The following is a 26,722-nucleotide window of genomic DNA, read 5'->3' as shown; positions in this document are numbered from 1 at the left end:
TGTCCTCCCGAGTTGGTCCGACGGCTCTTGATTCGAAACGGCTGCCGGATCGTGGGGTCACCTTGAACGATTAAATTTGAAAGTCAAAAAATATTTGACCCAGCTTGGGCTGATATGCAGGCTCACCAGCAAGGATGGTGCGGATTAGGTCATTTCGCAGGTGCAATATGGCAATTCCAAACCGGTTTAAATTGAGCAGTTGAATTTAATTGGAGGCCTCATGACCGGCTACGGCCCGCAGGGACTGGCGCTCGCCCCCGCCGGGGGGAGTGCGCGCGACCTGATATTCGAGCGGATTCGCGCAGCCGGTCAGATCGCCCGGGTCGACATCGCCCGCGACCTGTCCATCAGCCCAGCCACTGTCACGACGCTGACGGCCGACCTGATGAGCCGCGGCCTGATCGAGGAAACGGCCGATGGCCGCGGCGCCGGTGGCGCCCGCGGCCGTCCCCGCGTGGCCCTGCGCCTGCGCGCCGATGCCCACGTGGTCGCAGGCCTGAAGCTCGGCGACCGGGTGGTGACTGTCGTCCTTCTGGACTTCGCCGGGCGGCGGCTGGCCGAACGGACCACTCCCGCCGGCCCCGTCCCCTGCGATGCGGAGGCGGTGCTCGCCTCCGTGGAAGATGCGCTGGATCAGGCGCTTGCGGAAGCGGCGCTGACCCGCACCGACCTTGCCTTCATCGGCGTGGGCGTCCCCGGTTTCGTCGCGACGGAGACCGGCATGGTGCACTGGTCGCCCACCCTCTCCGTCTGCGACGTGCCGCTCGCGCAGCTCCTGGAACAACGGCTCGGCCGCCCGGTCGCGATCGACAACGACGCCAACCTGCTCGCCATGGCGGAGCTGTGGTTCGGCGTCGGCCGCGCGATGCGCGACTTCATCGTGGTCAGCATCGAACAGGGCGTCGGCATGGGCATCGTGCTCGGCAACCGGCTCTATCGCGGTACGCGGGGCCGCGGGGCGGAGTTCGGGCACATGAAGGTGCAGCCCGAGGGCGCTCTCTGCCGCTGCGGTCAGCGCGGCTGCCTCGAAGCCTATGTCGCCGACTACGCCCTGTTGCGCGAGGCAGAGACCGCGCTGCCCCATGCGCCGCTCGCCCCGCAAGACCGGCTGGAGAAACTCTTTGCCGAGGCGAAGGCCGGGAACCTCGCCGCCCGCTCTATCTTCCACCGCGCCGGGCGGCTCTTTGCCATCGGGCTCGCCAATATCGTCAACATCTTCGACCCGGAGCTCGTGATCCTGTCAGGCGAGCAGATGCGCTACGATTACCTCTATTCGGACGCGGTGCGGGAGGGGATGGAGGCGAACTCCCTCGACCTCGGCCACCCGCCGGTGGAGCTGCGCATTCACAAATGGGAGGATCAGCTCTGGGCCAAGGGGGCGGCCGCACTGGCGCTCGACCGCCTGTCGGAGCAACTGCTGGCGGGGGAGATGGCGGATGCGTAGTGTCCTGATCTTATTGACGTTCGCCGGAGCGGCGGAGGCTGGCCCGCGCTTCATCGACCGCGCCCCGGAGCAAGACTTTACCCATGTCTACGGCGGCGGGTGGGAGCACTTCGTGGGCGGTGGCGTCGCGATCCTCGACTGCAACGGCGATGCGATGCCGGACCTCTTCTTCGCCGGGGGTGAGAACCCGGCAACCCTCGCCGTGAACCGAACGCCCCGCGGTGGCGACCTGCGCTTCGAAGCCCGGGCGGTGACCGTCGCGGCGGACGCGCTTGCGGCGCGAGGTACCCCCGGCAGCCCAACCACCGTTGACCTCGACGGGTCGAACGGCACCTCAGCGGACGGCTCGGACCAGACCACAACCACCGTAACGTTCACAGCATCGACCGGCGTCGGCACCGAAGCCAACGATCCTGCGTCGTCTGCAGTTAATGCGACAGCTCAAACCGGCCTCGCCGCCCCTTCGACACCGCCCCACACGACTTCTACATCTTCGCCCGGCGTGCCGCTCACCGGCGTCACCGGCGCTTGGCCGCTCGACGTCGACGGCGACGGGGCGCTCGACCTCGCCGTGCTGCGCGTCGGCGCGAACCTGCTGTTGCGCGGCGACGGTACCTGCGGTTTCACGCCAGGCCCATGGCCCTTCGCGGCAGGCGACGGCTGGTCCACCGCCTTCTCCGCAACTTGGGAAGGCGACGGCCTGCCCACGCTGGCCATCGGCAACTATGTCGACCGGAGCGATCCGGAAGGCCCGTTCGAGGCCTGCGACTCCAGCGAGCTGCACCGCCCGGAGGGGGATAGGTATTCAGCGCCGATCCCGCTGGAGCCAGGCTTTTGCCCGTTGTCGATGCTAATTTCGGACCCGTTAAGAACCGGTGAACCGACCCTGCGCATGTCGAACGACCGCCACTACTACGTGCGCGGCGGGCAGGAGCAGATGTGGACGCTGGACGTCGAGCCGCGACTGCTGACCGAAGCCGATGGCTGGCGGCGGCACATGCTGTGGGGCATGGGCATCGCCTCCCGCGACCTCGACGGAGACGGCGTGGCGGAGGTGATGCTCACCTCGATGGGCGACCAGCGGATGCAGCTCTCCGAAGGCGGTCACGGCTGGGTCGATGCACCCTATGCCCTTGGAACTACGTCACAAAGGCCTTATGCAGGCGGTGACGGGCGGCCCTCCACCGGGTGGCATGCGGAGTTCGGGGACGTCGATAATGACGGGCGCGACGATCTCTTCATCGCGAAGGGCAATGTCGACCAGATGCCCGATGCGGCGAACCTCGATCCGAACAACCTGCTGATGCAGAGCGCCGATGGCACCTTCGCGGAGGCGGGGCTGGAGGCCGGGATCGCCACCTTCGAGCGGAGCCGCGGTGGCGGGCTCGTCGACCTGAACGCGGACGGGCTGCTGGATCTCGTCGTGGTGAACCGGCGCGCGAATATCGAGCTTCATCAGAATGTTACGGAAGGTGCAGGCAACTGGCTGACCCTCGACCTGCGCCAGCCCGGCGGTAACGCGCGGGCCGTCGGCGCCTTCATCGAGTTGGTCGCCAACGGCCGGACCTACTGGCGGGAGATCACCGTCGGCGGCGGCCATGGGGGAGGTCAGGCGGGGCCGCAGCATTTCGGGCTGGGGGTCGCCGAAGGCGCCGAGGTTCGGGTGCACTGGCCCGATGGCGAGGTGTCGGAGTGGCGCGTGCTCGATGCGGTTAACCAACATCTCTGGGCCCGATAGGGCGGTATGAAATGCGTATGACTCGCGTGCACCGGGCGTATGACACCTGTGCACCGCTGCGACGGCGGCCGAAAGGTTAACGCGGGACGGGAAGGCCGCTCGGCACCGTTTCGGGGATGCCGCTGCGCCCCGCGATGCTGGTCTCGTCGGTGAGGGCCTCGAGGAAGGCGATCAGATCAGCGACCTGTGCGTCGCTGAGCGCCACGGGGGTGAGCCGGTTGGCCGCCGGGATCGCCTCCGCGTCGGGGCCGTCCATCAGCGTCCAATCCTCGAAGCCGCCGATCAGTCGGACCTGCGCCCGGTCGTAGCGCTCGAACCCCGAAACGGGATCGCGGTGATGACGGATCACCCCCTCCAGCGTCGCGTAGGCCCCCGCATGGCCGTAGGGCGCGGTGGCCGCGACGTTGCGCAGGGACGGCGTGCGGAAGGCGTAGGCGTCATCGGCCCGGCCCGTCACGCGGCCTCGCCCCTCATCACGGGCGTGCGCCTCGAACCGGGCGGCCTTGCCGGGGCCGAGCTGCGGCATGGCGATGGCGTGGAAGGCGTGGTCGGTCTGGAACGGGCCAGCGTGGCAGGTGCTGCAACCAGCCTCACCGTAGAAGAGCTCCCGCCCGGCATCGGCCTGCGGCGGCAGCTCCGCCTCGCTCCGCAGCCACCGGTCGAAGGGGCTGTCATCGGCGCGCCACTCAGCCTCCATGAACTGGGCGATGGCGTCGGAGATATCGGTGAACGCGATCTCGGGCCGTCCGGCGGCGGCGAAGGCGTCGGCATAGGCGGGGACCGCGGCAACGCGGGCGCTCAGGAGGTCCCAAGCACCGCCTTCGCCAGTGATGCGACCCATGCGGACGGCCTGCGCGATCTCATTCTCGGAGTAATGCCCCGCCATCTCGTCAGGGCTGAGCACCGGGAACATCGTCTGGGCGGAGAGGACGGAGGCGAAGCCCCCCACCATGTCGGCGCCGATCGGCGTGCGGATGCCGCCGGGCTGCTCCGCATCCTCCTCCAGCCGTCCGTCATGAAACATCACGGTGAACTCCCGCGCGCCGAGGTTGAAGAGCGCGGGGGCGTTGCGGGGGATGCGCTGCTCGGGCGGGTTGTCGGGGTCGATGCGGCGGTCCGGACCGAGGCCGATGCCACCGTCGCCCAAGCCGAGCGCGACACCGTCGGCAGTGGCGTGCTTCGGATGATGGCAGGTGGCGCAGGCGACCTCGCGATTGCCCGAAAGGATCGGGTCGTAGAAGAGATCGCGGCCCAGCGCTACGAGCGCCGGATCCGTCGGCCGGTAGTCGGCATCGGTGACGGGGCCGAACTCCTGCGCGGAGAGCGGGGTGGCGAGGACGAGGGCCGTAATCAGACGTTTCATGGCGCAACCATGGCCGGGGCCGCGCGAGCAGGCAAGCGTCGGAAGGATTGCGTATTTTAAGAGAGTGATAACCTGGGTCGGCGCACCGTGGGCCTGCGGTACAGGCGGGCGCGCCGATGACCGCGAGAGTGATGCGTCACCCCCGCGGCACGAGCGGCCGTGCGGGGTGACGGCCCCCAAGCCCATCACTCTCTTCAAATACGCACGCGGCCCGCAGGGCTCAAAAGGCGGGCGCGCGGCAGCGCGCTCAGAAGGCCTTGAAGGTCAGGGTCGTCAGGCTGCGCTCCACGTTGGCGATGCTCGCCACGTTCTCGTTGATCCAGTGGCCGATGTCGGCGCCCTCGGGGGGGTAGAGCTTCATCATCAGGTCCCACTCGCCGGAGGTCGAGTAGAGCTCGGAGACGATCTCCCGCGCCCAGAGCTCATCGGCGACCTCGTAGGTCGTGCCGGGCTTGCAGCGGAGCTGTACGAAAACGGCGCTCATAGGTCGGTCCTCACTTGCCAGAGTTCGGGGAAGAGCTCGGTTTCGAGCATCTTCTTGAGATAGGAGACACCGCCGGTGCCGCCCGTGCCGCGCTTGAAGCCGATGACGCGCTCGACGGTGGTGACGTGGTTGAAGCGCCAGCGGCGGAAGTAGTCCTCCATGTCCACCAGCTTCTCGGCCAGCTCGTAGAGGTGCCAGTACGCCTCGGGAGCGCGGTAGATCGTGGCCCAGGCGGCAGTGACGCGCGGGTCGGCGCGGTAGGGCTGGGTGAGGTCGCGATTGAGTACCTCGGCAGGCAGGTCGGCGACCTCGGCGAGGCGGGCAAGCGCCACGTCGTAGAGCGAGGGACGCTGGCGCTCGGCCTCCAACGCCTCGACCAGATCCAGGCGGTGGGCGTGGGGTTTCAGCATCGCGGGATTGCGATTGCCCAGCATGTATTCGATGCGTCGGTACTGCCACGACTGGAAGCCGGAGGACTGGCCGAGGCTCTCGCGAAACCGGGTGTAGTCGGCGGGCGTCATGGTGCGCAGCACGTCCCAGGCGCCGTTGAGCTGCTCGAAGATCCGGGCGACCCGGGCGAGCATCTTGAAGGCGGGGCGGATGTCGTCCTCGGCCAGCGCGGCGCGGGCCGCGTCGAGTTCGTGGATGGCGAGGCGCATCCAGAGCTCCGACGTCTGATGCTGCACGATGAACAGCATCTCGTCATGGGCGTCCGACAGCGGATGCTGCGCGGTCAGCACCGCGTCGAGATGCAGGTAGTCGGTGTAGGACATGCGGTCGGAGAAGTCGGTGACGGGGGTGGTCATTCCGCATTCTCCAGCGAGGCGAGCAGGCCGTCGAGCCTCAGCCCCAGCACACCCCAGATCGCGAGAAACACCCAGCCGAGAAAGAAGGCGCCGCCATTGTTCAGGACGAGCTGCAGAACGTCGATCCCGAGCGTTCCCACGACGCCGATGCGTGCAACCTGGCGCACCTCGCGGGGATATCGTGCGAAGAGGCCGGCGGCGACCAGACCTAGCGGGCCGCTGAACGCTCCATGCAGGAAAGGCGTCGTCCAAGTGGGCGCGTTCAGTGCGAAGAGGCAGCCGAGGAAAGCTGCCGCGGCGGCGAGGCCGTAGGTCTTCATCGCCCAGGCCCGAGCCTCGGGGTCCCGGTACTCGATGCGGACGCTCATGTCACCGCCTGCCGCTGGTGGAACTCGGCCCGGTCCCAGGTGCCGGTGGTGAGGATCTCGGACAGGATCGCGGCGGCCTCCACAACCTCCTCTTCGCCCAGATAAAGCGGGGTGAAGCCGAAGCGGAGGATGTCGGGGGCGCGGAAATCTCCGATCACACCGCGGGCGATCAGGGCCTGCATGACCGCGTAGCCGTCGGGGTGGCGGAAGCTGACTTGCGAGCCGCGCCGGGCGGGGTCGCGGGGGGAGGCGAGGACGAGGTCGGTGCGCGCCTCGACCTCGGCGATGAAGCGCTCCGATAGGCGTTGGGAGGCGGCGCGCAGATCCGCCATATCCACGCCGTCCCAGGCGTCGAGCGCCGCATTGAGGGCGGCAAATTGCAGGATCGGGGGCGTGCCGACCCGCATCCGCTCGACGCCCGCGCCGGGGCGGTAGTCGGGGTCGAAGGCGAACGGCGCCTCGTGGCCCAGCCAGCCGCAGAGCGCGGGCCGCGCCGTCTCCGCATGGCGCGGCGCGACGTAGATAAAGGCAGGAGCACCCGGGCCGCCGTTGAGGTATTTGTAGGTGCAGCCGACGGCGAAATCGGCACGGGTGCCGCTCACATCCACAGACAACGCGCCGGCGGAATGGGCGAGGTCCCAGACTGTGACGATGCCGAGCGCGTGAGCCTTCTCCGTCAGCCCCTTCATGTCGTGGAGGCGGCCGGTGCGGTAGTCGACCTCGGTCAGCATCAGGACGCCGATGCTCTCATCCAGGGTATCTTCCACAGCCTCCGGCTCCACGACGCGCAGTTCGTGGCCGCGGCCCAAAGTGCCGATCAGCCCCTCCGCTATGTAGAGATCGCTTGGAAAATTACCGTTGTCGCTGAGGATCACCTTGCGGTCGGTCATCGCAAGGGCTGCGGCCAGCGCCTGGTAGACCTTGATCGAGAGCGTGTCGCCGACGGTCACGTGGCCCGGCTCCGCCCCGATCAGCGCCCCAATGCGGTCGCCCAGCGCCATGGGCTGCGCCATCCAGCCGGCCCTGTTCCAGCCGCCAATCAGCATCTCGCCCCACTCGTCCCGCATCATGGCGGCGACGCGCTCGGCCGCGGACTTCGGCAGCGGGCCCAGCGAGTTGCCGTCGAGGTAGATCATCCCCTCGGGCAGGTGGAAGAGGCAGCGTGTGGCAGCGAAATCGGTCAAGGTGGGCTCTCCGACAGGGACGCCCCCTTGTCTCAGGGAACCGGGGCCGCGCGCAAGGGTCGCCGGGTCACCCGCAAAAAACCCGCGCGCCTCGCCGATCATCTGTTAAGCACGACGATGGACTGGTTTTGCGTGCCCATGGGACGGGCGCGTGCGCCGCGGTTCGACGGGACTGAACGGGATCCTCGATGACGCTAGCCCTCGTGCCATCGCGAGCGGGCGGCCTCGACGCGCTGTGGAGCGCGCCGGATGCCGTCGTGCTGCATGTGGACCTCGCCGGTTTCTCGACGCTGGCCCGCGCGCTGGCCGACGAGGGGCCGCGGGGGGCGGAGCGGCTGGCGGGCCACCTCGACGCCTTTTTCGAAGCGACGATCGGCGCGGTGCAGCGGGCGGGCGGCATGGTCGCGACCTTCGCGGGCGATGCGCTGGTGGCGCTGTGGCCCGAGGCGGGAGCCGATGGTGCGGGCTTCGCGGCGGCGGCCGGGGCGGCGCTCGACGTGGCCGCAACGCTGCCACCACCGCTGAAGGCGCGGATCAGCCTCGCGAGCGGCGGGGTGGAGCTGTGTCGGCTTGGAGGCGAGGAGACGGAGGAGATGTGGGCCGCCCTCGGCCCCGCGATCAGCGAGGCGGCGCGCCTCAACGGAGCAGCGACACCAGGCGAGATCGTTGTCTGTCCCGCGGATGCGGCACGGGCGAGCGCTCTGTTGGAGCTGGAGACGCGGACGGGTGGAACGGCGCGCCTGCTGCGGCGGCGGGCGGATGCACCGGCCCCGCGGATGGAGCTCGGCGATCTGCCGCGGCCCGACCATGACCGGACGCCACTCGCGATGCTCTGGCGGCAGCTCAACGGCTCGGCGGCGGGCGGCGCGTTCCGCGATCTCGTGGTGCTGTCGGTGGACCTTGCGCAGGGCGGCGAAGGCGCGGTCGTGACGCCCGAGCGGCTGGCCGCGAGGCTGAAGCGGGTGCGCGCGCAGCTTGCCCCCTGGGGCGGAGTGCCGGTCAACATGATGGCCGAGGAGAAGGGCATCATCCTGCACGCCGTCTTCGGCCTGCCGCCGCAGGGCCCGGCGGAGCGGGAGCGGCGGGCGCTGCGCGCGGCGGCCGCCATCTGGTCGGATATCGGCGAGGGCGGTGCGCGGATGCCGGTGGGCGTCGCCGGCGGACGGTTGTTCTTCAGCCGCTACGGACATCCGGAGCTGCGGACCGTCTCGACCTTCGGCTGGCCCTCCGCACTGGCCACCCGGCTGATGCAGGGGGCAGGCGACGGGCCGCTCACGGATGCGGCGACGGCGGTGCGCTCGGGCGCGGGGCTCGCCTTCACCGGGGCGCATATGCGCGAGGTGAAGGGGGCGAGCGCGCCGGTGGAGGTCGTGCGCCTCGCCGATCCGGGAATCCCTCAGCGCCGGCAGGAGGGCGGGCGGGCGACCGCGCCACCGGTGCTGGCCCCCTGGCTCGCACGGCCCGGTCGCCCCCGGGCCCCGGCGGAGGTCGTGGGACCGCGGGGCATCGGGAAGAGTCACATGCTCGCCGCGCTATCCGCGGCCGCGCATGCCGATAACTGGACAGTCGCCGAACCGGTGCTGCGGCCCGACGGGGCGGATCTGCCCTATGACGCGGTGCTGCGGGTGCTGGCCACCCTGGGTGCGGAACTGCCCGCGCTCGGCGGGCTCGACAGCGCGGGGGAGCGGCAGCAGCAGAACATCGAGGATGATCTGGCGGAGCGGCTGGGCGCGGCCAGCGCGGCCGGCACCAAGTGCCTGATCCTGGTCGACGATGCGCAATATCTCGACAGCGGCTCCCGCGTGGTGCTGGAGCGGCTGGCGATGCGCGGCGCGCTGCGCGTCGTGCTCGCGCGGCGGGGGGCGACGGAGCCCGCGCCCGCCATCGCGGTCCCGCCGCTGACGGTGCGGGAAAGTGCGGCGCTGCTCTGCACCCTGCTCGACGCGCGGCTCTGCGAGCCGGAGACGGCGCGCCAGCTTCACGAGGCGAGCGAGGGCAACCCGCTGTTCCTCGAGGAGCTCGCCCGCGGTCTGCTGGCCGAGGGGCGGCTGGCGGTGACCGGCGACACGGTGCGGCTGCCGACGGCGGAACCGGCGAGCCCGGATCACCGGAGCCTCACGCCCGGCACCCTGCGCGACCTGGTGGCCGCGCGCCTTGACCAGCTTGAGACAGCCGATCGGGCGGTGCTGAGCGCGGCGGCCGTGATCGGGCGGCGTTTCGGCGCGGGCTCGCTTGCAGCGCTGGCGCAGGATCCCGAGGTCACGACCCGGCTCGCGCGGCTGGCCGAGGCAGGGCTGGTGCGCCCGGTCGGCGAGGATCAGCACGCCTTCGGCAACGACCTGGTGTGGGAGGTGAGCTACGACGCCCTCTCCTTCGCGCAGCGGAGCTGGCTGCACGGGCGGGTGATCGAGCTGGGGCTGGCCGAGGATCTGGCCGAGCGCGCCCGCCATTTCGCCGGGGCCGAACGACAGGTGGAGGCGGTGGCGGCCCACCAGAAGCTGGCGGAGCGGGCCGTGGCGCTCTTCGCCCATGCCGAGGCTTTGTCACAGGCCTCCGAGGCACGGCGGCGCGCGGACGAGCATGGCGTGACACTGGCCGAGGAGGACCGGCTCTCCCTCCTGATGGTGGAGGGCGAGGCGGGGCTGGAGGCGGTCGAGATGCGGATGGCCGAGGCGCGGTTGCAGGAGGCGCTGGCCTTCGCCGGTACCCCGGTGGCGGGCCGCGCGGCGGGGCGGGTGGCGCAGCTATTGCCTGCGCTGGGGCGGCAGGTGCTCCACCGGGTGGCGGGGCGCTGGGGCGGGCCGGTCAGGCATGGCGCCCTGATGGCGCGCGCACACCGCCTGCTCGCCGAGATCGCCTATTTCGACAGCCGGATCGATGCGGTGCTGCTGCACACCCTCGCCTCGCTCAACACCGCCGAGCGGGTGGGCCAGGTGCGGGAGATCGTGGCGGGCTTCGCCGCGCTTTCGATCGGATTCGAGACGTCGGGCCTGCGCCCGCTCGCCGATTTCTACTCCCGCCGCGCGCATGAGGTGGCCGAGGCGCGGGGCGACCGGCACGACGTCGCCTTCGCCTCGCTGGTCGCGCAAGTGATGTATGGCGGGCGGGCCGACTGGGCGCGGACGCGGGAGATGGGCGACCGCGCCATGACGCTCTATGCCGAACTTGGGGCGATGGGCCGCTGGCGGCAGACGGTCGCGACGATCCTGCACAACCGGATGGCGCAGGGGCTGCTGACGCCGGAGGATCCGCTGCTCGAAGAGCTCGGCGCGCGGATGGACAGCCGGGTGAGCGCGCAGATCCGCTCCTGGTGGCTGACCGCGCGGCTGGGTGCGGCGTTCCAAGAGGCGGACCCCCTGCCCGGCTCGGCCAAGGATGCGCTGCGCGCGCTGCGGACCCACCCGCATCTCAATCCGGCCGAGCAGGTGTTCGCGCAGGCGACCCTCGCCATGGCGGAGCTGCGGGACGGCGATCTGGGTGCCGCGCGGGAGGAAGCGCGGCAGGCGCTCGACCTTGCCGAGGCGCGGCCGCCCGCGGCCTGGCACCTTCACGCGGGGCTGAGCTGGCTCGCCACCGTCACAGGCGTGGTGGCCGAGGCGCGGCCCGACGACACGCGGGCGGCGGCGGAGGATCGGCGGGCACTCCGCGCCCTCGCGCGGTTCGCCAAGATCATGCCGGTGGCCCGGCCCGCCGCGGCCTTTCACCGGGATGTGCGAAACATCACAGAATGGGCCGAGGCCGCGTGCATGATCGACGAGGCCGGCCCGCCGGCGATCGCGCATATGGAGGCGCGGCGCGCAGCGGGTCTTGAGACATAAGGGGTGGGCATGACGCGGCAGAAGGTCGCCATTCTCGGCGGTGGATTCGGCGCGCTGACAACGGCGTGGAACCTGACGGCAACGCCGGAGCAGCGGGAGAAGTACGAGGTCGAGATCTGGCAGATGGGCTGGCGGCTGGGCGGCAAGTGCGCCACCTCGCGCGACGCCCAGAACCGGGTGCTGGAGCATGGGCTGCACTTCTGGTTCGGCTGCTACGACAACGCCTGGTCCATGCTGCGCGACGTCTACGAGGAATGGGAGAAGCCCGCGGGCTGCCCCTTCCAGACCGGGCTCGACGCCTTCGACGCGCAGGACTTCACCCCGCTCTGGACCCAGCAGGCGGACGGCAGCTGGGGCTTCTGGAACGTGACCTGGCCCACCAATGACGAACATCGCGGCAACGGGCAGGTCGAGCTGTCGATCCGGGGGATGCTGAGCGAGCTTGCGAGCCTGTTGAAGCTGATCCTCAAGAAGAGCGGGCGGGAGGATCACCCGGCCCACGCGACGCTCGACCGGCTGGAGGAGGATCTGCTGGCCGAGGGCGCGGCGCAGCGCCATCACGAGAGCTTCACCGATGTGCAGAACGCCTTCACCCCGCATCACGAGAAGAGCCTGCCGATGGGCAATCTCTTCCGCGACGTGCTGCATATCGGTGCGGCCTTCGCCGCCGGGATCGTCTGGGACGTGCTGGTCCGGCGCAAGTCGCTGGACGCGCTGAACGCCGTGGAGTTCCGCGAGTGGCTGAAGTCCCATGGCGGGAACGCGGCGATCGTCGATGGCTCCTCGGTCGTGCGGGCGATCTACGATTGCTGCTTCTGGTACCAGGAGGGGAGCCACGCGAAGCCCTCGGTCGGGACGGGGACGGCGGTGCGGGTGATCCTGCGGATCGTGACCACCTACAAGGGCCACGTCATGTACACGCTGAAGGCCGGGATGGCCGAGGCGGTGGTGGCCCCGATGTACGACGTGCTGCGCGCGCGGGGCATGAAGGTCCACTTCTTCCACAAGACGACTGGCCTGCATCTCGACGCGGACGGCAAGGGGATCGAGCGGATCACGTTGGCGAAGCAGGCGGTGACGCCCAACGGCTACGAGGCGACCACGGTGGTGGACGGCGTGCCGACCTGGCCGGTGGAGCCTTACTGGGACCAGCTCGAGAACGGCGCGGCGCTGAAGGCGGCGGGTGTGGATTTCGAGAACCACTGGTCCCCCCCCTACCCGACCGAGGATGTGGTGCTGACCCGTGGCACGGATTTCGATCACGTGGTGCTCGGCATCTCGATGGGCGGGTACAAGCCGCTCAATGATGCCGAGCCGAGCCTTGCGCAGGAGCTGATCGACGCGGGCGGACCGTTCGCGCGGATGGTCGAGGGGATCGGGCTGGTCCCGACGCTCGCGGCCCAGGTCTGGCTGCCCGAGACGACGGAGCAGCTCGGCTGGGACGCGCGGCCCGCGACGGTGGGCGGGCCGGAGGCCTATGACATCTGGGCCGACATGAGCCAGCTCAACGGGGTCGAGGGCGGCTCGGGCTCGGTTCACTACTTCTGCGGCGCCTATGCGACGACGGCCTACCGCGAACCGGCCTCGGCCGGCGACACGCAGAGCGCCGCGCTCGCCGATGTCACCGCGCAGTTCGGCGACTGGGTCGCGGCGAACGGCACGGTGAACTGGTGCGGGCGCGCTGCCGGGCCCGTCCCGCCGAACGAGAGCTATATCCGCGCAAACATCGACCCCGCCGAATGCTGCGTCGGCTCGGGCGTGGGCGAGGTCTCGCTCCGGCTCTCAGCCGACGAGACCGGCTTCGACAACCTCGTGCTCGCGGGCTGCTACGTGCGCACGGGTCTCAACACGACCTGCGTGGAATCCGCCGTGATGAGCGGGATGCAGGCGAGCCGCGCGATCTCGGGCTTCCCCGAGACCGTGCTGGGCGAACACTATCTTTGAGGACGGATGACATGACCGATGTGAGCAAGCTGCCGAAATACGTGGACCGGCTGGGGCATGGGGAGATCTGCTTTCCCCAGCCGCTGCAACTGAAGGGCACGACCTCCTACGCGTTTGCCGTCGCGGCGGACCGGGACGCGGTGCAGGCTTTCGTCGACAGCCAGCTCAACGCGGCCTGCGCGCCGGAGCTGCGCTACACCACCGTCACCGACACGGTGCTGCTGACCTATCTGGAGGTGGACGCCGCAACCTCGCTGAGCCAGACCATCGGGATCCAGGGGGACCGCGAGTGCATGTTCTGGGTGCCGCTGTGGGAATGGCGGGAGGGGCACACCTTCCCCCGGCTGACCTTCTGGGTGCCCTACCTGCTGATCAACGTGGACACCGGGCTGGTGGTCGGCCGCGAGATCTGGGGCTACCGCAAGGCCATCGGCGAGATTGACCTGCCCGCGACCGGGGAGAGCACGTGGGTCGCGCGCACGACGATCTTCCCCGAGTTCTCGGACACGCAGCGGGCCGTTGAGGGCGCGGAGCTCATCAAGGTGACCGCGGACGCACCGGTCGGCCGGCTGGAGACGGATTTCGAGGACATCAAGGGCCTGATCGCCACGCTCAAGGGCCAGATGCGCCATGGCGAGGGGCTGTGGGAGACGGTGGTGGAGGGCGCTGCCTTCCTCTGGGATCTCGGCAAGCTCGCCCATGACTTCATCGTGCCGGTGGTCAATATCAAGCAGTTCCGAGCGGCGGAGGACTGGACCCGCGCCTGCTACCAGGCGATCTGCGAGAGCCCCGCGCATCTCGATGCGGTGCATGGGGGCGGGCTCATGCCGGGGCGCTACCACTGCTCGGTCTTCGACTGTGCATCGCACCAGATCATCAAGGACCTCGGGCTGAAGGGTGAGATTAAGGACGGGTGGCTGACCACGGAGGCGCGGTTCGCGTTCTGGGTGAACTTCGACTTTACGACGCTGAACGGGAAGACGCTGTGGCAGGCGATGGGGTAACGGGCGCTCCGTGGCAGAGAGGGCCGCGCCCGACCTGGAGGGCGCTTAAGGGACCGTGGTTCGACGTGGTCGCCCTCAAGCATCCAGGTCGCTTGCTCGATGAACGGCATCTCCTACGCGCCCTCCTGGGGGAGGGTGATCCGGCTTCCCGGAAACTGTCCAGCGGACAGTTTCGCCGGATCGCGGGCGGAGCCCCGGGCGGGCGCGGCCCGGCCTATCAGCCGGGCGAACCACCATCCCCTCCTCCCGCGGGGGGGATGGTTAGGGAGGGGGGGCAGCCCCGCGCAGGGCACTCACTTAAAGCAGTTACCGCCCCGGACTTGATCCGGGGCCTTGCGGACCGGAGTGCATTGCTACGCAGCGGTCCCGGCTCCGCGGCCGGGACGGTAGAGAGGGGTTCACGGTCGGGCTTGACCCGGCCATCTCGCAATCGCGGAGATCCTCGGGTCGAGCCCGAGGATGACGGGTCCGAAAACCAACGTCACGCAGAACCAACCTGACTAAAGCTCAAACTACACCCAGCTTCGCCGCCAGTGCGTCCCCGGCGGTCTTGCCGGACTCGATGGCGGCCTCGGCCGAGCCACCGTTGATCGAGCTCAGCGTCCAGTCTCCGGCAAGGCTCATGTTCGCCACACCGTCCCAGTCGGGCGGCAGGCGGTCCTGCACGGTGCCGGGGGGCGTCCTAACGTAGAGCTCGGAGGGCGCGATGTTGACGTGGTCGTAGGCGGTGACCACCGCACTCTCGTCGAAGACCCCATTCTGCACAAGCGCGGGCCACGGACCCGCGGCATGGGCGTTAAGCCACGCCTTCGTGTCCGCCTGCCCCGCCGCATTCGCGGCCTCCTGCACCTGCGGGTCCTGCGTCCCGGGGGGCGGCAGGTCGGGCAGCGGGGTGACGCTGACGAGGTACTGGCAGCTCATCGCCTCGGGCATCGGCCAGTCCTCGTCCTTCAGAAGGTGGCTCATGTCGGCCCAGGTGCCGAGCGCGGGGGCGTAGGCGCCCGACACCGTGTCGGGCTGGCTCCACCCCGCCGCGCGCGTGGGCCGGTCGAACCAGAGCTGGGCCGAATGCGTGGCGACCGACGCGCCAGCCAGCGTTGAGACCATCCGGGTCCAGTCGGCATTGTCGAGGCCGGTGACGAGGTGCTGCGCCGCCGCGGGCGGGATCGCGAGCACCACATGGTCGAAATCGGTCCCGGCTTCCAGCACCTCCTCGCCGACATGGGTGGTGTCCCACGGGTTCTCGAAGTCGGCGCGGGGGGTGTCCGGGGCAAGGCGATCCCAGATCGGCTCGGATGGCCAGCAGTCGAGGCCCTTCACCCGGATGAAGGGGTCGTAGGTGGTGCCTGCGGGCCGGGCCTGCACCTGCATCTTCACGCGGGCAACGGCGCCGTTCTCGACCTCGATCGCGGTGATGCGGCGGAAGAGGCGGATCTCGCCGCCCGCCTGCTCCACGCATTTGACGAGCGGGGTGAAGATCGTGTCGCCCATGCCCGCATTCATCCGCCACATCGGCGCGCCGCGATAACCGCCGACGAGATCGAGGATCAGCTTGAGACAGGCGCCCGCCGCGATGTCGGCGGTGCCCGGTCCGGTCCCCTCCCCGTCGCGATAGGCGAAGGCGAGGTCGTAGATGACGCGAACGCTCTCCGACCAGGCAGCGGTCTCGCTCGCCCCATGGGAGATCAGCCAGACGCGGAAGTCGTGGCCGTTGATCGCATTCCAGGCGTTCCAGCCATGGGGCAGGATGTCGGTGAAGTAACCGCGCAGCACCGCGCCGCCGATCTCCAGGAGGTCGTAGAGGACATGGAGGCCCAGCGCAGCCTCCGCCCGCAGCTCCTTCAACCGGTCGAGGAAGGAGCCGAGCGCCTTCGGTTCGGCATCGAGATGCGAGTGGAGTTCGGTGAGGCCGTGGGCGGCGGAGTGATGGCGGAGCAGCCCGAGGATCCGCTGCGGCGCGCCGCGCAGATCTTCCTCCGTCCCCTGCCATGGCACGCCGGGCCAGCGCGGCATGGGCAGGGTGAAGTGCCGCCAGTCGCCACTGCCGCCATTGTCGGGCGAGACCCAGAGCGTCACGTCGTGCTGCGGTGTGAAGGCGTCGGCGACCGACGGGTAGACCCCGTCCGCCGCGCCGCCAAGCCGGCCATAGGCTTGATCCAGCAGGGAAAACGCGGTGCGGTAGAAGCCGAGGAAGATGTGCAGCCCATGCTCCTCGATCCGCATGGAGTGGGCGGCGTTGCGTCCGCTGGCACCTTTGCCGCCGATGCGCCAACCTTGGCTCACCACCGTCACGTCGAAAGCCGCCTGCCGCGCCGGATCGGCCGTCAGCGCATAAGCGGCGGCCATTCCGCCGCAGCCTCCACCCAGAATGAGTACCCGCGTTTTGCTTGCGTCGCCCATGGCCCTGCCCTACCAATCTGCACCCTGCACGAGTTAAAGCGTGCCGCGACACACCTGAACAGTGCGCTTTCGCACGTTCCGCAGCGCCGGAGGCCGTTGCCGATGACCACCCGACCCGATCTTGCCACGCGGCTTGCCTCGATCCCCTTGCTGGAGCCGTTGTCGGACGACACGCGCAAGCGGCTCGCGATGCGGGCGGACCCGGTGAAGGTGCAGCGCGGTGCGCTCGTCGTGCAGCACCAGGAGGTGAGCGACGACGTCTATTTCGTGCTGTCGGGCGAGCTGACCGCGATCCTGATCTCGGGGCGCGGGCGGGAATTCGCGCTTGGGGAGATCAAGGCAGGGCAGTATTTCGGAGAGATCGCGGCCTTCTCCGACGGGGAGCGGTCGGCGACGATCTATGCGCGGACCGATGCGGAGCTGGTGCGGGTGCCAGGCAAGGCGTTCCGCACCCTCGTGGAGGAGGAGCCCCATGTCGCGCGCACGCTGATCGTCGACATGGTCGGGCGCATCCGGCAGCTCACCCAGCGCAGCTTCGAGCTGACGGCGTTCAAGCTCGCCGATCGGCTGGCGCTGTTCCTGTTGCGCGCTGGGCTGGAGGCCGGAGTGTTCGAGGCGGGCGGCGAGCTTAAGCCGGCGCCCACCCATGCCAACATCGCGGCACGGGTCGGTGCGAACCGGGAGGCGGTGAGCCGGGAGCTGAGTGCCTTGGGCCAACAGGGCGTCATCGCCACGCGCCGCGCTGCCATCACCTTTCTGGACCCGGAGGCCCTTCTGGCACTGGCGCGCGACGCGGACGAGGCCTGAGAGCCCCTTGGAGGGTCGCCGGGACGCAGGCGGGGGGCCGACCCACGTCCCGACTGAGCCGCCGGATCCGAAACGTCTCTCGGGCGACGGCCTGGCGTTGAAAGGGGCGAGCCGACCTGCGAGGTGGTTCTGCAGAAACCTGGCCCACAACCGAGCCCGCCTGCTTCCTCACGCAGTGGGACTGCCGTGATCCGCTCCTTTCGACACCAACGTGATGCCGCGATTCGGGGGATCGGTTCCGTGCGCTAGCGCACCAAAGGCTCAGGTTCCGTAGCGGGACAGGAAGGTGCGCACCGCCTCGTCGGCAATCCGGTCGAGCTCGGTCACCGGAACCGCCGCCTCGAGGCCGAGGATGCGGGGCAGGAAGTGCTTGGCATGGCAGAGCTCGGCGAACTGACCGGCCGCCAGCTCCGGATCGTCGATGGCAAGCTCACCCCGGGCGATGCCGGCCTTCAGCACCTCGATGAGGCTGTCCATCATCAGGCCGGGACCGGATTCGTAGAAGCGGCGGGCAAGCTCCGGGAAACGCGTGACCTCGCCCACGCAGGTGCGGAAGACCTGCAGCGCGATGTCGGTGTCGAGGAAGCGGACGAAGTCGCGGGCGATGCGGGTCAGCACCTCCTCGCTCGGCCCGTCTGCGCGGCTGGGGGAGAAGGTCGCCTCGGCCTGGCGGCGGCACTCCTCGGCGATGACCTCGCTGAAGAGGAGGCGCTTGTCGGGAAAGTAGCTGTAGAGCGTCGCCTTCGAGACACCGGCGGCGCGGGCGATGTCATCGACGCTCGCCCCCTCGAAGCCCTGCTCCAGAAAGATCAGGCGCGCACCGTCGAGCACCTGCTCGTACTTGCGGCCCTTGCGGGTGGGCTGGCTCTGGGTGGACGGCGCGGCGGCGTTGGCCATGTTCGCTCCCGAACGGTCGTGTAATCGGACGATACCGTTCAGTTCACTTGTGTCAATTCTCCCCTCCGCGCCGGTGATTTGCGCGGAGGGAAGGTCCGCGGCGCTCAATCTTCCGCTTCGTTCTTTTCGAGGGCGAGGCCGCCGAGGCTGCGCGTGCCGCACTCCGCCCCGCGGATGCCCATCTGCATCTCGAGCTGGGTGCACTGGACCGTGGGCTCCGGGTCCGGATTGCGGGTGGTCTGCTGCTGCGCGAGTGCAGGCATGGCGAGGGTCGCGGCGAGGGCGGCAATCAGGAACGTCTTGAGGGTCATGTCTTGGTCCTCCGATAAATGAACCGAACCGTTCAGTTCATGACCAGCCGTATAAACCAAACGGTTCAGTTCACCAAATCGACACTGCGTTTCCGCAAGTGAACCAATCGGTTCAGTTCAGACCGCCTCGATGGCGAGCGCGACCCCCTGCCCCACGCCGACGCACATGGTCGCCAGCGCCTTGCCGCCGCCGCGGGCCTGCAGCTCCAGCGCCGCGGTTCCGGCGAGGCGCGCGCCGGACATGCCGAGCGGATGGCCCAGCGCGATGGCCCCGCCGTTGGGGTTCACGTGGGGCGCGTCGTCCGGCAGGCCGAGATCGCGCAGTACGGCGAGGGCTTGGGCGGCAAAGGCCTCGTTCAGCTCGATCACGTCGAAACCGGCGGGTGTAAAGTCGAGCTGCGCGCAGAGCTTGCGCGTCGCGGGCACCGGTCCGATCCCCATCACCGCGGGCCGCACCCCGGCCGAGGCGCTGCCGAGGATCCGGGCGATCGGCCTGAGGCCATGGCGCTCTACCGCTTGCCCCGACGCGATGAGGAGGGCCGCCGCGCCGTCATTGACGCCGCTCGCATTGCCCGCGGTGACGGAGCCGCCCTCGCGGAACGGCGTGGGCAGCGTGCCGAGTTTCTCCAGCGTGGTCGCGCGGGGATGCTCGTCGCTCTCCACCACGATCGGATCGCCCCGGCGCTGCGGGATCTCGACCGCCACGATCTCTTGGCCCAGCCGCCCGTTCGCCTGCGCTGCCGCCACCCGCTCCTGCGAGCGCAGGGCGAAGGCATCCTGGTCAGCGCGGGAAACCTGATGCTCGGCCGCGACATTCTCCGCCGTCTCGGGCATCGAGTCGGTGCCGTACTGCTTCGCGAGCGCCTTGTTAATGAAGCGCCAGCCGATGGTGGTGTCGTGGATCTCCGCATGGCGGGAGAAGGCGGTCTCAGGCTTCGGCATCACGAGAGGCGCGCGGCTCATGCTCTCCACCCCGCCCGCGATAGCGAGGTCGATCTCGCCGAGGCGCACCGCGCGGGCGGCGGAGGCGACGGCGTCGAGGCCGGAGGCGCAGAGGCGGTTGAGCGTGTGGGCGGGCACCTCCTCCGGCAGCCCTGCGAGGAGCGTGGCCATGCGCGCGACGTTGCGGTTGTCTTCGCCCGCCTGGTTGGCGCAGCCCAGCACCACCTCCTCCACCGCGTCTGGGGCGACGGTGGTCCGGGCGACGAGTTCCCGGATCACATGGGCGGCCATGTCGTCGGGCCGGACCGGGGCGAGTGCGCCGCCATAGCGGCCGATCGGCGTGCGGATATAGCCGCAGATGAAGGCGTCGGGCATCGGGGCCTCCGTTCAGTCGAGGGTCGTGAGGAAATCGGCGATCAGGGCGGCGAGCGCCGCGGGCTGCTCGATGCAAGGCAAGTGGCCCGCACCCGCAATCACTTCGAAACGGGCACCGGGAATGAGGCCCGCAAGCTCCCGCACCAGATCGGGCGGGGTGGAGCCGTCATGCTCACCCACGACACAGAGGGTCGGGACGCGCAGCGCGCGCGTGCTCTCGCTAAAGTCGCTGTCGCGGATCGCGGCGGAGGTGGCTAGGTAGCCCACCTGCGGCGTCCGCGTGAGCATCTGGCGCCACCCGGCAAGCTCGATCGTCCGCGTCTCGCGAAAGGTAGGGGAGAACCAGCGGGCGAGGATGCCATCGGCGATGGCCTCGATGCCGTGCTCGGTGACCGCGGCGATGCGGTCGTCCCAGAGCTCGCGCGTGCCGATGAGGTGGCCGGTGTCACAGAGGATCAGCGCACGGACCAGATCGGGCCGCGTAGCCGCAAGCCCCTGCGCGATCATCCCACCGACCGAGAGGCCGCAGATCACCGCCGGGCCAGTTCCCTGCCCCTCCATCAACGCCGCGACGTCGGCAACGTGGTCGTCCATCGAGACAGGCACCCCGGCGCTGAGCCCATGGCCGCGCTTGTCATGGCGCAGATGCCGCCCCGGCAGGGCTGCGGCGACGTCGTCCCAGATCCGGAAATCGGTGCCGAGCGAGTTGATGAAGACGATGGGCGCACCCTCGCCCTCATCCCGGTAATGCAGCGTGGTCCCGTTCGCGGCGGCGAATGTCAGCATGCGGCCCTCCCCTGATTTCGCGGGCAGAGTGGCACAGCGCGCGCACTGTCGCACGGGAAAAGCGAGGAGTACTCTCGCCTGAAAACCGTGATGTCAGAGAGGTTTGGCTCCGGCGGTAGGGTTCGAACCTACGACCAATTGATTAACAGTCAACTGCTCTACCACTGAGCTACGCCGGACCAGAGCCGCTTGGGCATGGCGTCATCTAGCAAAGCGGTTCGGGGGCTGCAAGGGGGATTTTCGGGGCCGTGACGGGGCGGAAATCGGCAGCCGTCAGCGGCCCGGTCGCCCCCCGAACTCGGCGGTGATATCCGCGGCGACGCGGGCCACCTGGTCGGCGAGCTCCTGCAACCGGTCGTCGGTCAGGCGCGCGGCGGGACCGGAGACGGAGACGGCGGCGACGGGCTGCCCGGTCTCCGACCAGATCGGAGCGGCGGCGCAGCGCAGACCCGCGGCGTGCTCCTCGTCATCGAAGGCGACACCGCGCTGACGCGCCTCGGCCAGTTCGCGCTCCAGCCGCTCGGGATCCGTGATGGTGTTGGGCGTCAGCGCGTCGAGCGGGTGCCCGCCCAGTACAGCCTCCCGCCGGTCGCGGCTCATGAGGGCCAGGAGGATCTTGCCCGAGCCCGAGGCGTGCATCGGCATGCGCCCGCCCACTTGCGTGATGGCGCGCATGGTGTGGCGGCTCTCGGCCTGGTCGAGGCAGACGACCTCGCCCCCGTTCTCCACCAGGATATTCGAGGTCTCGCCTGTCAGGTCGACGAGGCGGCGCAGGTAGGGCTTCGCGAGCATCAGGAGGTTGCGGGTGCGCACGAAGGCCGATCCGGTGACGAAGGCCGTCACCCCGATCTGCCAGGTACCGGCGGCGACGTCGTAGCGCACGAAACGCTCGCTTTCGAGCGTTGTGAGCAGGCGATGGGTGGTCGATGGCGGCAATCCGGCGCGCTCGGCCACCTCGGTCAAGGTAAGTCCCGGCCCCTCGGCCGCCGCGATCTCCCGCAGGAGGGTCATGGCGCGAACCACCGCGCGCACCTGCCCGGTCCGGTCGCCCTCACCCGGGGCGAGGTGCTGTGAATCCCTCGACATGAACGGGACTTAGAGCGCGTGAAGCGCAAGGCGAGCCACGCAGGTACGGAACCCAAGCGATGCTTGCAGGCGGGCCACGAATGGGGAAACCTGCCGCCCATCCGGCCCGGCGATGGAGGTCCTTCGCGATGAGTTTCACCCCGTTCGACAGCCCGCTGGCGCGGGAGCTGTTCGGCGACACCGAGCTTGCGGCCCTCTTCACCGATGCGGCCGAGATCCGGGCCATGCTGCTCTTCGAAGGGGCCTTGGCCGAGGTGCAGGGCGACATGGGGCTGATCCCGGGCGACAGCGCGTTCTTCATCAAGCGCGCAGCGATGGAGGTGCAGGTGGATGCCGCGGCGCTCGCGCCGGGCTATGCGGCGGCTGGCGTGCCGGTGCCCGCGCTGGTCGAGGCGTTCCGCAAGGCGATGGACGCGCCGGATCACGCGGCCTGGGCCCATTTCGGCCCCACCTCGCAGGACGTGATCGACACGGGGCTGGTGTTGCGGCTGCGCCGGGCGCTGGAGATGCTGGAGGGGCGGATCGAGGGGCTTGCCGGGACGCTGGGGGTGCTGGCCGGACGCGAGGCGGAGACGGTGATGGCCGCACGCACCCGCCATCAGCCCGCGACACCGACGACCTTCGGCGCGCGGGCGGCGACGTGGCGCGCACCCCTGCCCCGCCATCTGGAGCGGCTGGCGGCGTTGCAGCCGCGGCTGCTGGTGGTGAGCCTCGCGGGGGCCGCGGGAACGTCGGCGGCGCTCGGCCCCCGGGCGGCGGAGGTGGAGGAGAAGCTGGCCGCCGCCCTCGGCCTCGGCGTGGCGGAGCATCCGTGGAACGCCACGCGCGATGGGATCGCGGAGCTGAGCCACTGGCTCGCGCTCGTCGCCGGGGCCTGCGGCAAGATCGCGACGGACGTGCTGCAGATGGTGCAGATGCAACCCGCGGGAATCCGGCTGGGCGCGGCGGGCGGCTCCTCGACCATGCCGCACAAGCAGAACCCGGTGGCCGCCGAGAGCATCGTGGCACTGACGCGGCACGTGGTGCAGCTTTCCGGCGGGCTGGGACAGGCGCTGTTGCAGGAGGGCGACCGCGACGGTGCGACCTGGGCGCAGGAATGGCTGACGCTGCCGCAGATGATCTGCGCGACCGGCGCGGCGCTGCGGCTGACGGCCGGGATGGTCGAGGGCCTGCAGGTCGATGCGGCCGCCCTGCGCGCGGAACTGGACGCGACGCGGGGGCTGGTTTTTGCCGAGGCCGTGACCTTCGCCTTGAGCGCCCACATGCCACGGCCCGAGGCGGCGGCGCAGGTAAAGGCCGCCTGCCGCACCGCGATCGACGAGGGGCGTGAGCTGCGGGACGTGCTGGAGGCCGACCCGCCCGCGCCGCTCGACTGGAACACGCTCTTCGATCCGCTCGCCCAATCGGGCCGGGCGGTCGAGCTGGCACGGAGGGCCGCCACATGACGCCGCAGGACATCGTCGAGATGCTGGAGCTCCAGCCCCACCCCGAGGGCGGCTGGTATCGCGAGACCTGGCGGGCGGAGGCTCCCGAGGGGGAGCGCGCGGCGGGCACCGCGATCTACTACATGCTCGCAGCCGACCAGATCTCCTACTGGCACCGGGTCGACGCGGCCGAGATATGGCACTGGTACGCGGGCGCACCGCTGGTGCTGTCGATGAGCCCGGATGGGCACGACGCGGAGGCGCATATGCTCGGGCCGCATCTGGAGCAGCGCCAGCGGCCGCAACTCGTGGTGCCGGATGGGTGGTGGCAGAGCGCTGCCTCTGTAGGCGCGTGGACGCTGGTCGGCTGCACGGTGAGCCCGGGCTTCACCTTCGACGGCTTCGAGATGGCGCCGCCCGACTGGCGACCGGTGCCGCGGGGCTGAGGCGTGCGCCTCCGGCGGGGATATTTTGGTCAAGGTGGAACGGGAAGAGCGCGGAGGATGAAGGCGGCGCGCTCGGCCGGGGTGGCGCGGGGGACTTCGATGAGGTCGTAACCAGCGGCGGCATAGGCGGCGACGTTCGCCTCGTAATCGGCGCGGGCGGCGGCGAAGTCGTGCCGGCGCTCGGCGTCCCGGCGGTAGATCTCGGGCCAGGGTGGGCAGACGAAGACTGATTGCGCGAAGCGGCGGGTGCGGGCCGCGTGCTGCATCTCGTCGGGGACCGGAGCGCCGGTGCTGCGGGACCAGGCGATGGCCTCGATGAAGGTCCGGTCAAAGAAGACCAGGCCCGGGCGCTCGGCGGCCCAGCTGTCGTAGGCGGCGACGGAGCGGTGGAAGAGCAGGTCTCGGAAGGCCACGGGCCGCGTCCATGGCAGGGCGCCGTCGGGCATCTCCTCCCGCACGATCATGCGCCCGATCTCCGGCTGCACGGCGTGACCGCGGGCGGCGAGCGCGTCTAGGATCGTCGACTTGCCGCCGCCGGAGGCTCCGGTGATAGCGATGAAGCGGTTTGGGTCCATGCTGCTCTCCTACGCATGGGTCTAGCGGGGGATTGTGACGCCCCGCGCACTGGTCTAGATGTCCGCCACTTGGACAGGAGGACCCCGCATGGCCGAGACCGACGCGCCGCAGCTCTATCTCGTGACGCCCCGGCGCTTCGAGCTGAGCGCCTTCGCGCCGCGGATGGCCGCCGTTCTGGACGCGCGGGAGGTCGCCTGCGTACGCCTGCGGCTCGACGCGCCGGCGGATGCGATCGCGCGGGCGGCGGACGGGCTGCGCGACATCTGTCACGCGCGGGATGTGGCCTTCGTCATCGAGGATCACTGGAAGCTGGTGGGGCCGCACGGCCTCGACGGTGTGCATCTGAGCGATCCGAGGAGCCTGCGCGACGTGCGGAAGGAGCTCGGCAAGGATGCGATCGCGGGGGTATTCTGCGGGACCTCGCGCCATGCAGGGATGACGGCAGGCGAGATCGGGGCGGATTACGTTAGCTTTGGTCCCGTGACCTCCGACCCGATGCTGGGCAACGGGGAGCTGGCGGAGGCGGAGCTCTTCGAATGGTGGTCGCAGATGATCGAGGTGCCGGTGGTGGCCGAGGGCGGGCTGACGGCGGAGACGGTGGCGGAGCTGAGGGCGTTCGCCGATTTCCTCGCGGTGGGTGACGAGATCTGGTCGGCGGATGACCCGGTGGCGGAGCTGGGCGCGCTGCTGGGGTGAGGTTTTGGTGGCTTCCGAGGCCGATCGGTAGGCTGTCTTGAGATCGCCCTCGCCGTATAGGCAGAGCCTTCTGTTTTGGGGCCGTGTACGGTGGGCGCCGGTCTAGACGGCTCCATCCAAGCAAATCAAACCGTTCTGGCCGGAGTGTGGGGTCGTTTTGTGCGGCCGGCCGTGGGGATGTGAGCGGCCCCGGATCAAGTCCGGGGTGGTCGTTTTTGTTGAGGCCGGCCGCACGCCACCCGACCGTCCCGGCCGCAGAGCCGGGACCTTTCTATTCGACGCGCCGCGAGATTTCGGAGCGGCCCCGGATCGAGCCCTGGGGCGGTTTCTCAGTCGTAGCTGCGCTGGTCGTCAATGACCTTGCCGTCATTGGGCAGGGTGCCGGGGGCGACGATCTCGATCTCGCCGGCGAGCTTGAGGGTGTCGCGGACGCTTGCGCCCACCGCAGCGGCGTCGAGGCCTTCGCCCTCCACCTGCACGGTCATCACGTCGCGCTCCTCCGCACGGGTGGCGATCACGCGGGCCTTGGTGAGGCCGTCATGTTTGGCCACCAGCGCCGCCACCTGTTCGGGGCGGACGAACATGCCCTTGATCTTCGTCGTCTGGTCGGCGCGGCCCATCCAGCCCTTGATGCGCATGTTGGTGCGGCCACAGGGGCTCGCGCCCTCCATCACCGCCGAGAGGTCGCCCGTGGCGAAGCGCACCAGCGGGTAGTCGCGGTTGAGCGTCGTGACCACGACCTCACCCACCTCGCCGTCGGAGACGGGATCGCCGGTGCCGGGGCGCACGATCTCCACGATCACGCCCTCGTCGACGATCATGCCCTCCATCGCCGGGCTCTCATAAGCGACGTTGCCGAGATCGGCGGTGGCGTAGCATTGCAGACAGGCGATGCCGCGGTCCGCGTATTCCTGACGGAGCGACGGGAAGAGGGCGCCGCCGCCGACGACAGCCTTGGTGATCTGCGTCTTAAGGCCCGCGGCATCCGCAGTATCAAGGATGACCTTTAGGTAGTCCGGCGTGCCGGCATAGGCGGTGACGCCGAGATGCGCGGCTGCCTGCGCCTGCATCTCCGTCTGGCCCGTACCGGCGGGAAAGACGCGGGCGCCGACCGCGGCCGCCCCGCTCTCGAACATCATGCCTGCGGGCGTCATGTGATAGGAGAAGCAGTTCTGCACGAGGTCGTCCGCCCCGAGCCCCGCAGCGAAGAGGAAGCGGCCCATGCGATACCAGTCCGCCCCCGTGCCGCCCGGCTCGTAGATCGGGCCGGGGCTCTGGAAGACGTGGTGCGTGCGCCCCGCATCGAAGCCACCGAAGGGCGGATGCTCGCCCTGCGCCGCGCCGAGATCCGACTTCCGCAGCACCGGCAGCTTCGCGAGCGTCGCGCGGTCGGTCACCGCGTCCGGGTCGATCTCGCCGAGATGCGCGGCGAGGCCCGGCGCGTATTCCATCGCGTGCCGCAGGAGAGCGGAGAGCGCCGAGCCCTGCTGGGCGGCGCGCTCATCGGCGCTTCGTGTTTCGAGCGCGTCGAAGTGGGTGGTCATTCAGGGTCCTGTCCGTTTGAGCGCGGGATGTCCGTGCTCTTCGGTGTCCCCGATCTTGCCCTCTTCGCGCAAGGTTTTTGCGATGGCCTGCACCTTGGCGGGCCAGTCGGCGACGTGCCTCCGCTCCTCGGGCGGAATGGCGACGGCGGCGGGCAGTTCATCGACCCGCACCGGACCGCTGTCGAGCAGGGTGAGGATGCGGTCGCGGATCGCGCCGTCCACATCCTGTGCTTTGAGTTCCGTCATGGTCGTCCTCCGTACAGGTGTGAGGTAGTGCGG

Annotated in this window: 23 protein-coding genes and 1 tRNA gene; 9 read left to right on the top strand and 15 right to left on the bottom strand. The window is 69.7% G+C overall.

Annotated elements, in window-relative coordinates; genetic code table 11:
* The first annotated feature begins 220 nt into the window (after nucleotides 1–220).
* Nucleotides 221–1,444 (top strand): ROK family transcriptional regulator, encoded by a 1,224-nt coding sequence (locus I0K15_RS14850; protein ID WP_196102280.1) that lies wholly within the window; start codon nucleotides 221–223, stop codon nucleotides 1,442–1,444.
* A complete protein-coding gene (locus I0K15_RS14845) occupies nucleotides 1,437–3,182 on the top strand; it encodes a CRTAC1 family protein (RefSeq protein WP_230374139.1) in 1,746 nt (581 codons plus the stop codon). The genes I0K15_RS14850 and I0K15_RS14845 overlap by 8 nt, the downstream gene beginning before the upstream one ends.
* Before the next feature lie 76 nt (nucleotides 3,183–3,258).
* Here the strand turns inward: I0K15_RS14845 and I0K15_RS14840 are convergent, their stop codons facing one another.
* The 5 genes from I0K15_RS14840 to kynU all read right to left on the bottom strand — a co-directional run bounded on the left by I0K15_RS14840 (nucleotide 3,259) and on the right by kynU (nucleotide 7,387).
* Nucleotides 3,259–4,545, bottom strand: coding sequence for a cytochrome-c peroxidase (locus I0K15_RS14840; RefSeq protein WP_196102279.1), 1,287 nt, complete (start codon nucleotides 4,543–4,545; stop codon nucleotides 3,259–3,261).
* Between the two features lie 247 nt (nucleotides 4,546–4,792).
* Nucleotides 4,793–5,029 carry an Lrp/AsnC ligand binding domain-containing protein gene (locus tag I0K15_RS14835; RefSeq protein ID WP_196102278.1) on the bottom strand — a complete coding sequence of 79 codons (237 nt, stop codon included), beginning with the start codon at nucleotides 5,027–5,029 and terminating at the stop codon, nucleotides 4,793–4,795.
* On the bottom strand, nucleotides 5,026–5,835 hold the full coding sequence (kynA, locus tag I0K15_RS14830) for a tryptophan 2,3-dioxygenase (RefSeq protein ID WP_196102277.1): 810 nt from the start codon (nucleotides 5,833–5,835) through the stop codon (nucleotides 5,026–5,028). The genes I0K15_RS14835 and kynA overlap by 4 nt, the downstream gene beginning before the upstream one ends.
* Complete coding sequence (locus I0K15_RS14825) at nucleotides 5,832–6,203, bottom strand: hypothetical protein (protein WP_196102276.1); 372 nt, start codon at nucleotides 6,201–6,203, stop codon at nucleotides 5,832–5,834. Before I0K15_RS14825 ends, kynA begins: the two co-directional genes overlap by 4 nt.
* On the bottom strand, nucleotides 6,200–7,387 hold the full coding sequence (kynU, locus tag I0K15_RS14820) for a kynureninase (RefSeq protein WP_196102275.1): 1,188 nt from the start codon (nucleotides 7,385–7,387) through the stop codon (nucleotides 6,200–6,202). The genes I0K15_RS14825 and kynU overlap by 4 nt, the downstream gene beginning before the upstream one ends.
* Before the next feature lie 188 nt (nucleotides 7,388–7,575).
* Between kynU and I0K15_RS14815 the strand changes: the two genes are divergently transcribed.
* From I0K15_RS14815 to I0K15_RS14805, 3 genes are read left to right on the top strand one after another with little or no spacing between them, the layout of a single operon-like run.
* The gene (locus I0K15_RS14815; protein WP_196102274.1) at nucleotides 7,576–11,205 is read left to right on the top strand and encodes an AAA family ATPase; all 3,630 of its coding nucleotides are present in this window, start codon (nucleotides 7,576–7,578) and stop codon (nucleotides 11,203–11,205) included.
* A gap of 9 nt (nucleotides 11,206–11,214) precedes the next feature.
* On the top strand, nucleotides 11,215–13,149 hold the full coding sequence (locus tag I0K15_RS14810; RefSeq protein ID WP_196102273.1) for an NAD(P)/FAD-dependent oxidoreductase: 1,935 nt from the start codon (nucleotides 11,215–11,217) through the stop codon (nucleotides 13,147–13,149).
* An 11-nt stretch (nucleotides 13,150–13,160) separates the two neighbouring features.
* Entirely contained in the window at nucleotides 13,161–14,153 is a 993-nt protein-coding gene (locus tag I0K15_RS14805; protein WP_196102272.1) for a hypothetical protein, read from the top strand.
* 507 nt (nucleotides 14,154–14,660) lie between these two features.
* On the opposite strand, the gene I0K15_RS14800 is transcribed toward I0K15_RS14805, so the two are convergent.
* Nucleotides 14,661–16,499 carry an FAD-dependent oxidoreductase gene (locus I0K15_RS14800; RefSeq protein WP_196102271.1) on the bottom strand — a complete coding sequence of 613 codons (1,839 nt, stop codon included), beginning with the start codon at nucleotides 16,497–16,499 and terminating at the stop codon, nucleotides 14,661–14,663.
* Nucleotides 16,500–16,655: 156 nt separating this feature from the next.
* Here I0K15_RS14800 and I0K15_RS14795 point away from each other — a divergent pair, with 156 nt between their 5' ends.
* On the top strand, nucleotides 16,656–17,360 hold the full coding sequence (locus tag I0K15_RS14795) for a Crp/Fnr family transcriptional regulator (RefSeq protein WP_196102270.1): 705 nt from the start codon (nucleotides 16,656–16,658) through the stop codon (nucleotides 17,358–17,360).
* Nucleotides 17,361–17,621: 261 nt separating this feature from the next.
* Here I0K15_RS14795 and I0K15_RS14790 read toward each other — a convergent pair whose 3' ends face one another.
* From I0K15_RS14790 to I0K15_RS14765, 6 genes are all read right to left on the bottom strand, one after another.
* A complete protein-coding gene (locus I0K15_RS14790; RefSeq protein WP_196102269.1) occupies nucleotides 17,622–18,257 on the bottom strand; it encodes a TetR/AcrR family transcriptional regulator in 636 nt (211 codons plus the stop codon).
* A gap of 104 nt (nucleotides 18,258–18,361) precedes the next feature.
* A complete protein-coding gene (locus I0K15_RS14785) occupies nucleotides 18,362–18,568 on the bottom strand; it encodes a hypothetical protein (protein WP_196102268.1) in 207 nt (68 codons plus the stop codon).
* Nucleotides 18,569–18,685: 117 nt separating this feature from the next.
* Entirely contained in the window at nucleotides 18,686–19,885 is a 1,200-nt protein-coding gene (gene pcaF, locus I0K15_RS14780) for a 3-oxoadipyl-CoA thiolase (protein WP_196102267.1), read from the bottom strand.
* A 12-nt stretch (nucleotides 19,886–19,897) separates the two neighbouring features.
* The gene (pcaD, locus tag I0K15_RS14775) at nucleotides 19,898–20,671 is read right to left on the bottom strand and encodes a 3-oxoadipate enol-lactonase (protein WP_196102266.1); all 774 of its coding nucleotides are present in this window, start codon (nucleotides 20,669–20,671) and stop codon (nucleotides 19,898–19,900) included.
* A gap of 104 nt (nucleotides 20,672–20,775) precedes the next feature.
* Nucleotides 20,776–20,850: transfer RNA gene (locus I0K15_RS14770), tRNA-Asn, on the bottom strand.
* Between the two features lie 94 nt (nucleotides 20,851–20,944).
* On the bottom strand, nucleotides 20,945–21,757 hold the full coding sequence (locus I0K15_RS14765) for an IclR family transcriptional regulator (protein WP_196102265.1): 813 nt from the start codon (nucleotides 21,755–21,757) through the stop codon (nucleotides 20,945–20,947).
* A 128-nt stretch (nucleotides 21,758–21,885) separates the two neighbouring features.
* Here I0K15_RS14765 and I0K15_RS14760 point away from each other — a divergent pair, with 128 nt between their 5' ends.
* Together I0K15_RS14760 and I0K15_RS14755 are read left to right on the top strand one after the other, a co-directional pair.
* Nucleotides 21,886–23,202, top strand: a complete 1,317-nt coding sequence (locus I0K15_RS14760; protein WP_196102264.1) for a class-II fumarase/aspartase family protein — start codon at nucleotides 21,886–21,888, stop codon at nucleotides 23,200–23,202.
* Nucleotides 23,199–23,627, top strand: coding sequence for a cupin domain-containing protein (locus I0K15_RS14755; RefSeq protein ID WP_196102263.1), 429 nt, complete (start codon nucleotides 23,199–23,201; stop codon nucleotides 23,625–23,627). The genes I0K15_RS14760 and I0K15_RS14755 overlap by 4 nt, the downstream gene beginning before the upstream one ends.
* Before the next feature lie 29 nt (nucleotides 23,628–23,656).
* Here the strand turns inward: I0K15_RS14755 and I0K15_RS14750 are convergent, their stop codons facing one another.
* On the bottom strand, nucleotides 23,657–24,202 hold the full coding sequence (locus tag I0K15_RS14750; protein ID WP_196102262.1) for an AAA family ATPase: 546 nt from the start codon (nucleotides 24,200–24,202) through the stop codon (nucleotides 23,657–23,659).
* Nucleotides 24,203–24,290: 88 nt separating this feature from the next.
* Here I0K15_RS14750 and I0K15_RS14745 point away from each other — a divergent pair, with 88 nt between their 5' ends.
* Complete coding sequence (locus I0K15_RS14745; RefSeq protein WP_196102261.1) at nucleotides 24,291–24,899, top strand: thiamine phosphate synthase; 609 nt, start codon at nucleotides 24,291–24,293, stop codon at nucleotides 24,897–24,899.
* A gap of 329 nt (nucleotides 24,900–25,228) precedes the next feature.
* Here the strand turns inward: I0K15_RS14745 and I0K15_RS14740 are convergent, their stop codons facing one another.
* Both I0K15_RS14740 and I0K15_RS14735 read right to left on the bottom strand, forming a co-directional pair.
* Complete coding sequence (locus tag I0K15_RS14740) at nucleotides 25,229–26,443, bottom strand: phenylacetate--CoA ligase family protein (RefSeq protein WP_196102260.1); 1,215 nt, start codon at nucleotides 26,441–26,443, stop codon at nucleotides 25,229–25,231.
* Nucleotides 26,444–26,689, bottom strand: a complete 246-nt coding sequence (locus I0K15_RS14735; RefSeq protein ID WP_196102259.1) for a hypothetical protein — start codon at nucleotides 26,687–26,689, stop codon at nucleotides 26,444–26,446.
* Nucleotides 26,690–26,722 lie beyond the last annotated feature (33 nt).

Origin of the sequence: Pontivivens ytuae (assembly GCF_015679265.1) — a bacterium.
GTDB classification, from domain to species: domain Bacteria; phylum Pseudomonadota; class Alphaproteobacteria; order Rhodobacterales; family Rhodobacteraceae; genus Pontivivens; species Pontivivens ytuae.
This window is presented reverse-complemented; position numbering and strand designations above follow the sequence as displayed.

Excerpts from the sequence above, each read along its gene's own strand:
- I0K15_RS14850 (WP_196102280.1), top strand. The coding sequence starts at position 221 with ATGACCGGCTACGGCCCGCAGGGACTGGCGCTCGCCCCCGCCGGGGGG.
- I0K15_RS14845 (WP_230374139.1), top strand. The coding sequence starts at position 1,437 with ATGCGTAGTGTCCTGATCTTATTGACGTTCGCCGGAGCGGCGGAGGCT.
- I0K15_RS14840 (WP_196102279.1), bottom strand. The coding sequence starts at position 4,545 with ATGAAACGTCTGATTACGGCCCTCGTCCTCGCCACCCCGCTCTCCGCG.
- I0K15_RS14835 (WP_196102278.1), bottom strand. The coding sequence starts at position 5,029 with ATGAGCGCCGTTTTCGTACAGCTCCGCTGCAAGCCCGGCACGACCTAC.
- kynA (WP_196102277.1), bottom strand. The coding sequence starts at position 5,835 with ATGACCACCCCCGTCACCGACTTCTCCGACCGCATGTCCTACACCGAC.
- I0K15_RS14825 (WP_196102276.1), bottom strand. The coding sequence starts at position 6,203 with ATGAGCGTCCGCATCGAGTACCGGGACCCCGAGGCTCGGGCCTGGGCG.
- I0K15_RS14815 (WP_196102274.1), top strand. The coding sequence starts at position 7,576 with ATGACGCTAGCCCTCGTGCCATCGCGAGCGGGCGGCCTCGACGCGCTG.
- I0K15_RS14810 (WP_196102273.1), top strand. The coding sequence starts at position 11,215 with ATGACGCGGCAGAAGGTCGCCATTCTCGGCGGTGGATTCGGCGCGCTG.
- I0K15_RS14805 (WP_196102272.1), top strand. The coding sequence starts at position 13,161 with ATGACCGATGTGAGCAAGCTGCCGAAATACGTGGACCGGCTGGGGCAT.
- I0K15_RS14800 (WP_196102271.1), bottom strand. The coding sequence starts at position 16,499 with ATGGCCGCCGCTTATGCGCTGACGGCCGATCCGGCGCGGCAGGCGGCT.
- I0K15_RS14795 (WP_196102270.1), top strand. The coding sequence starts at position 16,656 with ATGACCACCCGACCCGATCTTGCCACGCGGCTTGCCTCGATCCCCTTG.
- I0K15_RS14790 (WP_196102269.1), bottom strand. The coding sequence starts at position 18,257 with ATGGCCAACGCCGCCGCGCCGTCCACCCAGAGCCAGCCCACCCGCAAG.
- I0K15_RS14785 (WP_196102268.1), bottom strand. The coding sequence starts at position 18,568 with ATGACCCTCAAGACGTTCCTGATTGCCGCCCTCGCCGCGACCCTCGCC.
- pcaF (WP_196102267.1), bottom strand. The coding sequence starts at position 19,885 with ATGCCCGACGCCTTCATCTGCGGCTATATCCGCACGCCGATCGGCCGC.
- pcaD (WP_196102266.1), bottom strand. The coding sequence starts at position 20,671 with ATGCTGACATTCGCCGCCGCGAACGGGACCACGCTGCATTACCGGGAT.
- I0K15_RS14765 (WP_196102265.1), bottom strand. The coding sequence starts at position 21,757 with ATGTCGAGGGATTCACAGCACCTCGCCCCGGGTGAGGGCGACCGGACC.
- I0K15_RS14760 (WP_196102264.1), top strand. The coding sequence starts at position 21,886 with ATGAGTTTCACCCCGTTCGACAGCCCGCTGGCGCGGGAGCTGTTCGGC.
- I0K15_RS14755 (WP_196102263.1), top strand. The coding sequence starts at position 23,199 with ATGACGCCGCAGGACATCGTCGAGATGCTGGAGCTCCAGCCCCACCCC.
- I0K15_RS14750 (WP_196102262.1), bottom strand. The coding sequence starts at position 24,202 with ATGGACCCAAACCGCTTCATCGCTATCACCGGAGCCTCCGGCGGCGGC.
- I0K15_RS14745 (WP_196102261.1), top strand. The coding sequence starts at position 24,291 with ATGGCCGAGACCGACGCGCCGCAGCTCTATCTCGTGACGCCCCGGCGC.
- I0K15_RS14740 (WP_196102260.1), bottom strand. The coding sequence starts at position 26,443 with ATGACCACCCACTTCGACGCGCTCGAAACACGAAGCGCCGATGAGCGC.
- I0K15_RS14735 (WP_196102259.1), bottom strand. The coding sequence starts at position 26,689 with ATGACGGAACTCAAAGCACAGGATGTGGACGGCGCGATCCGCGACCGC.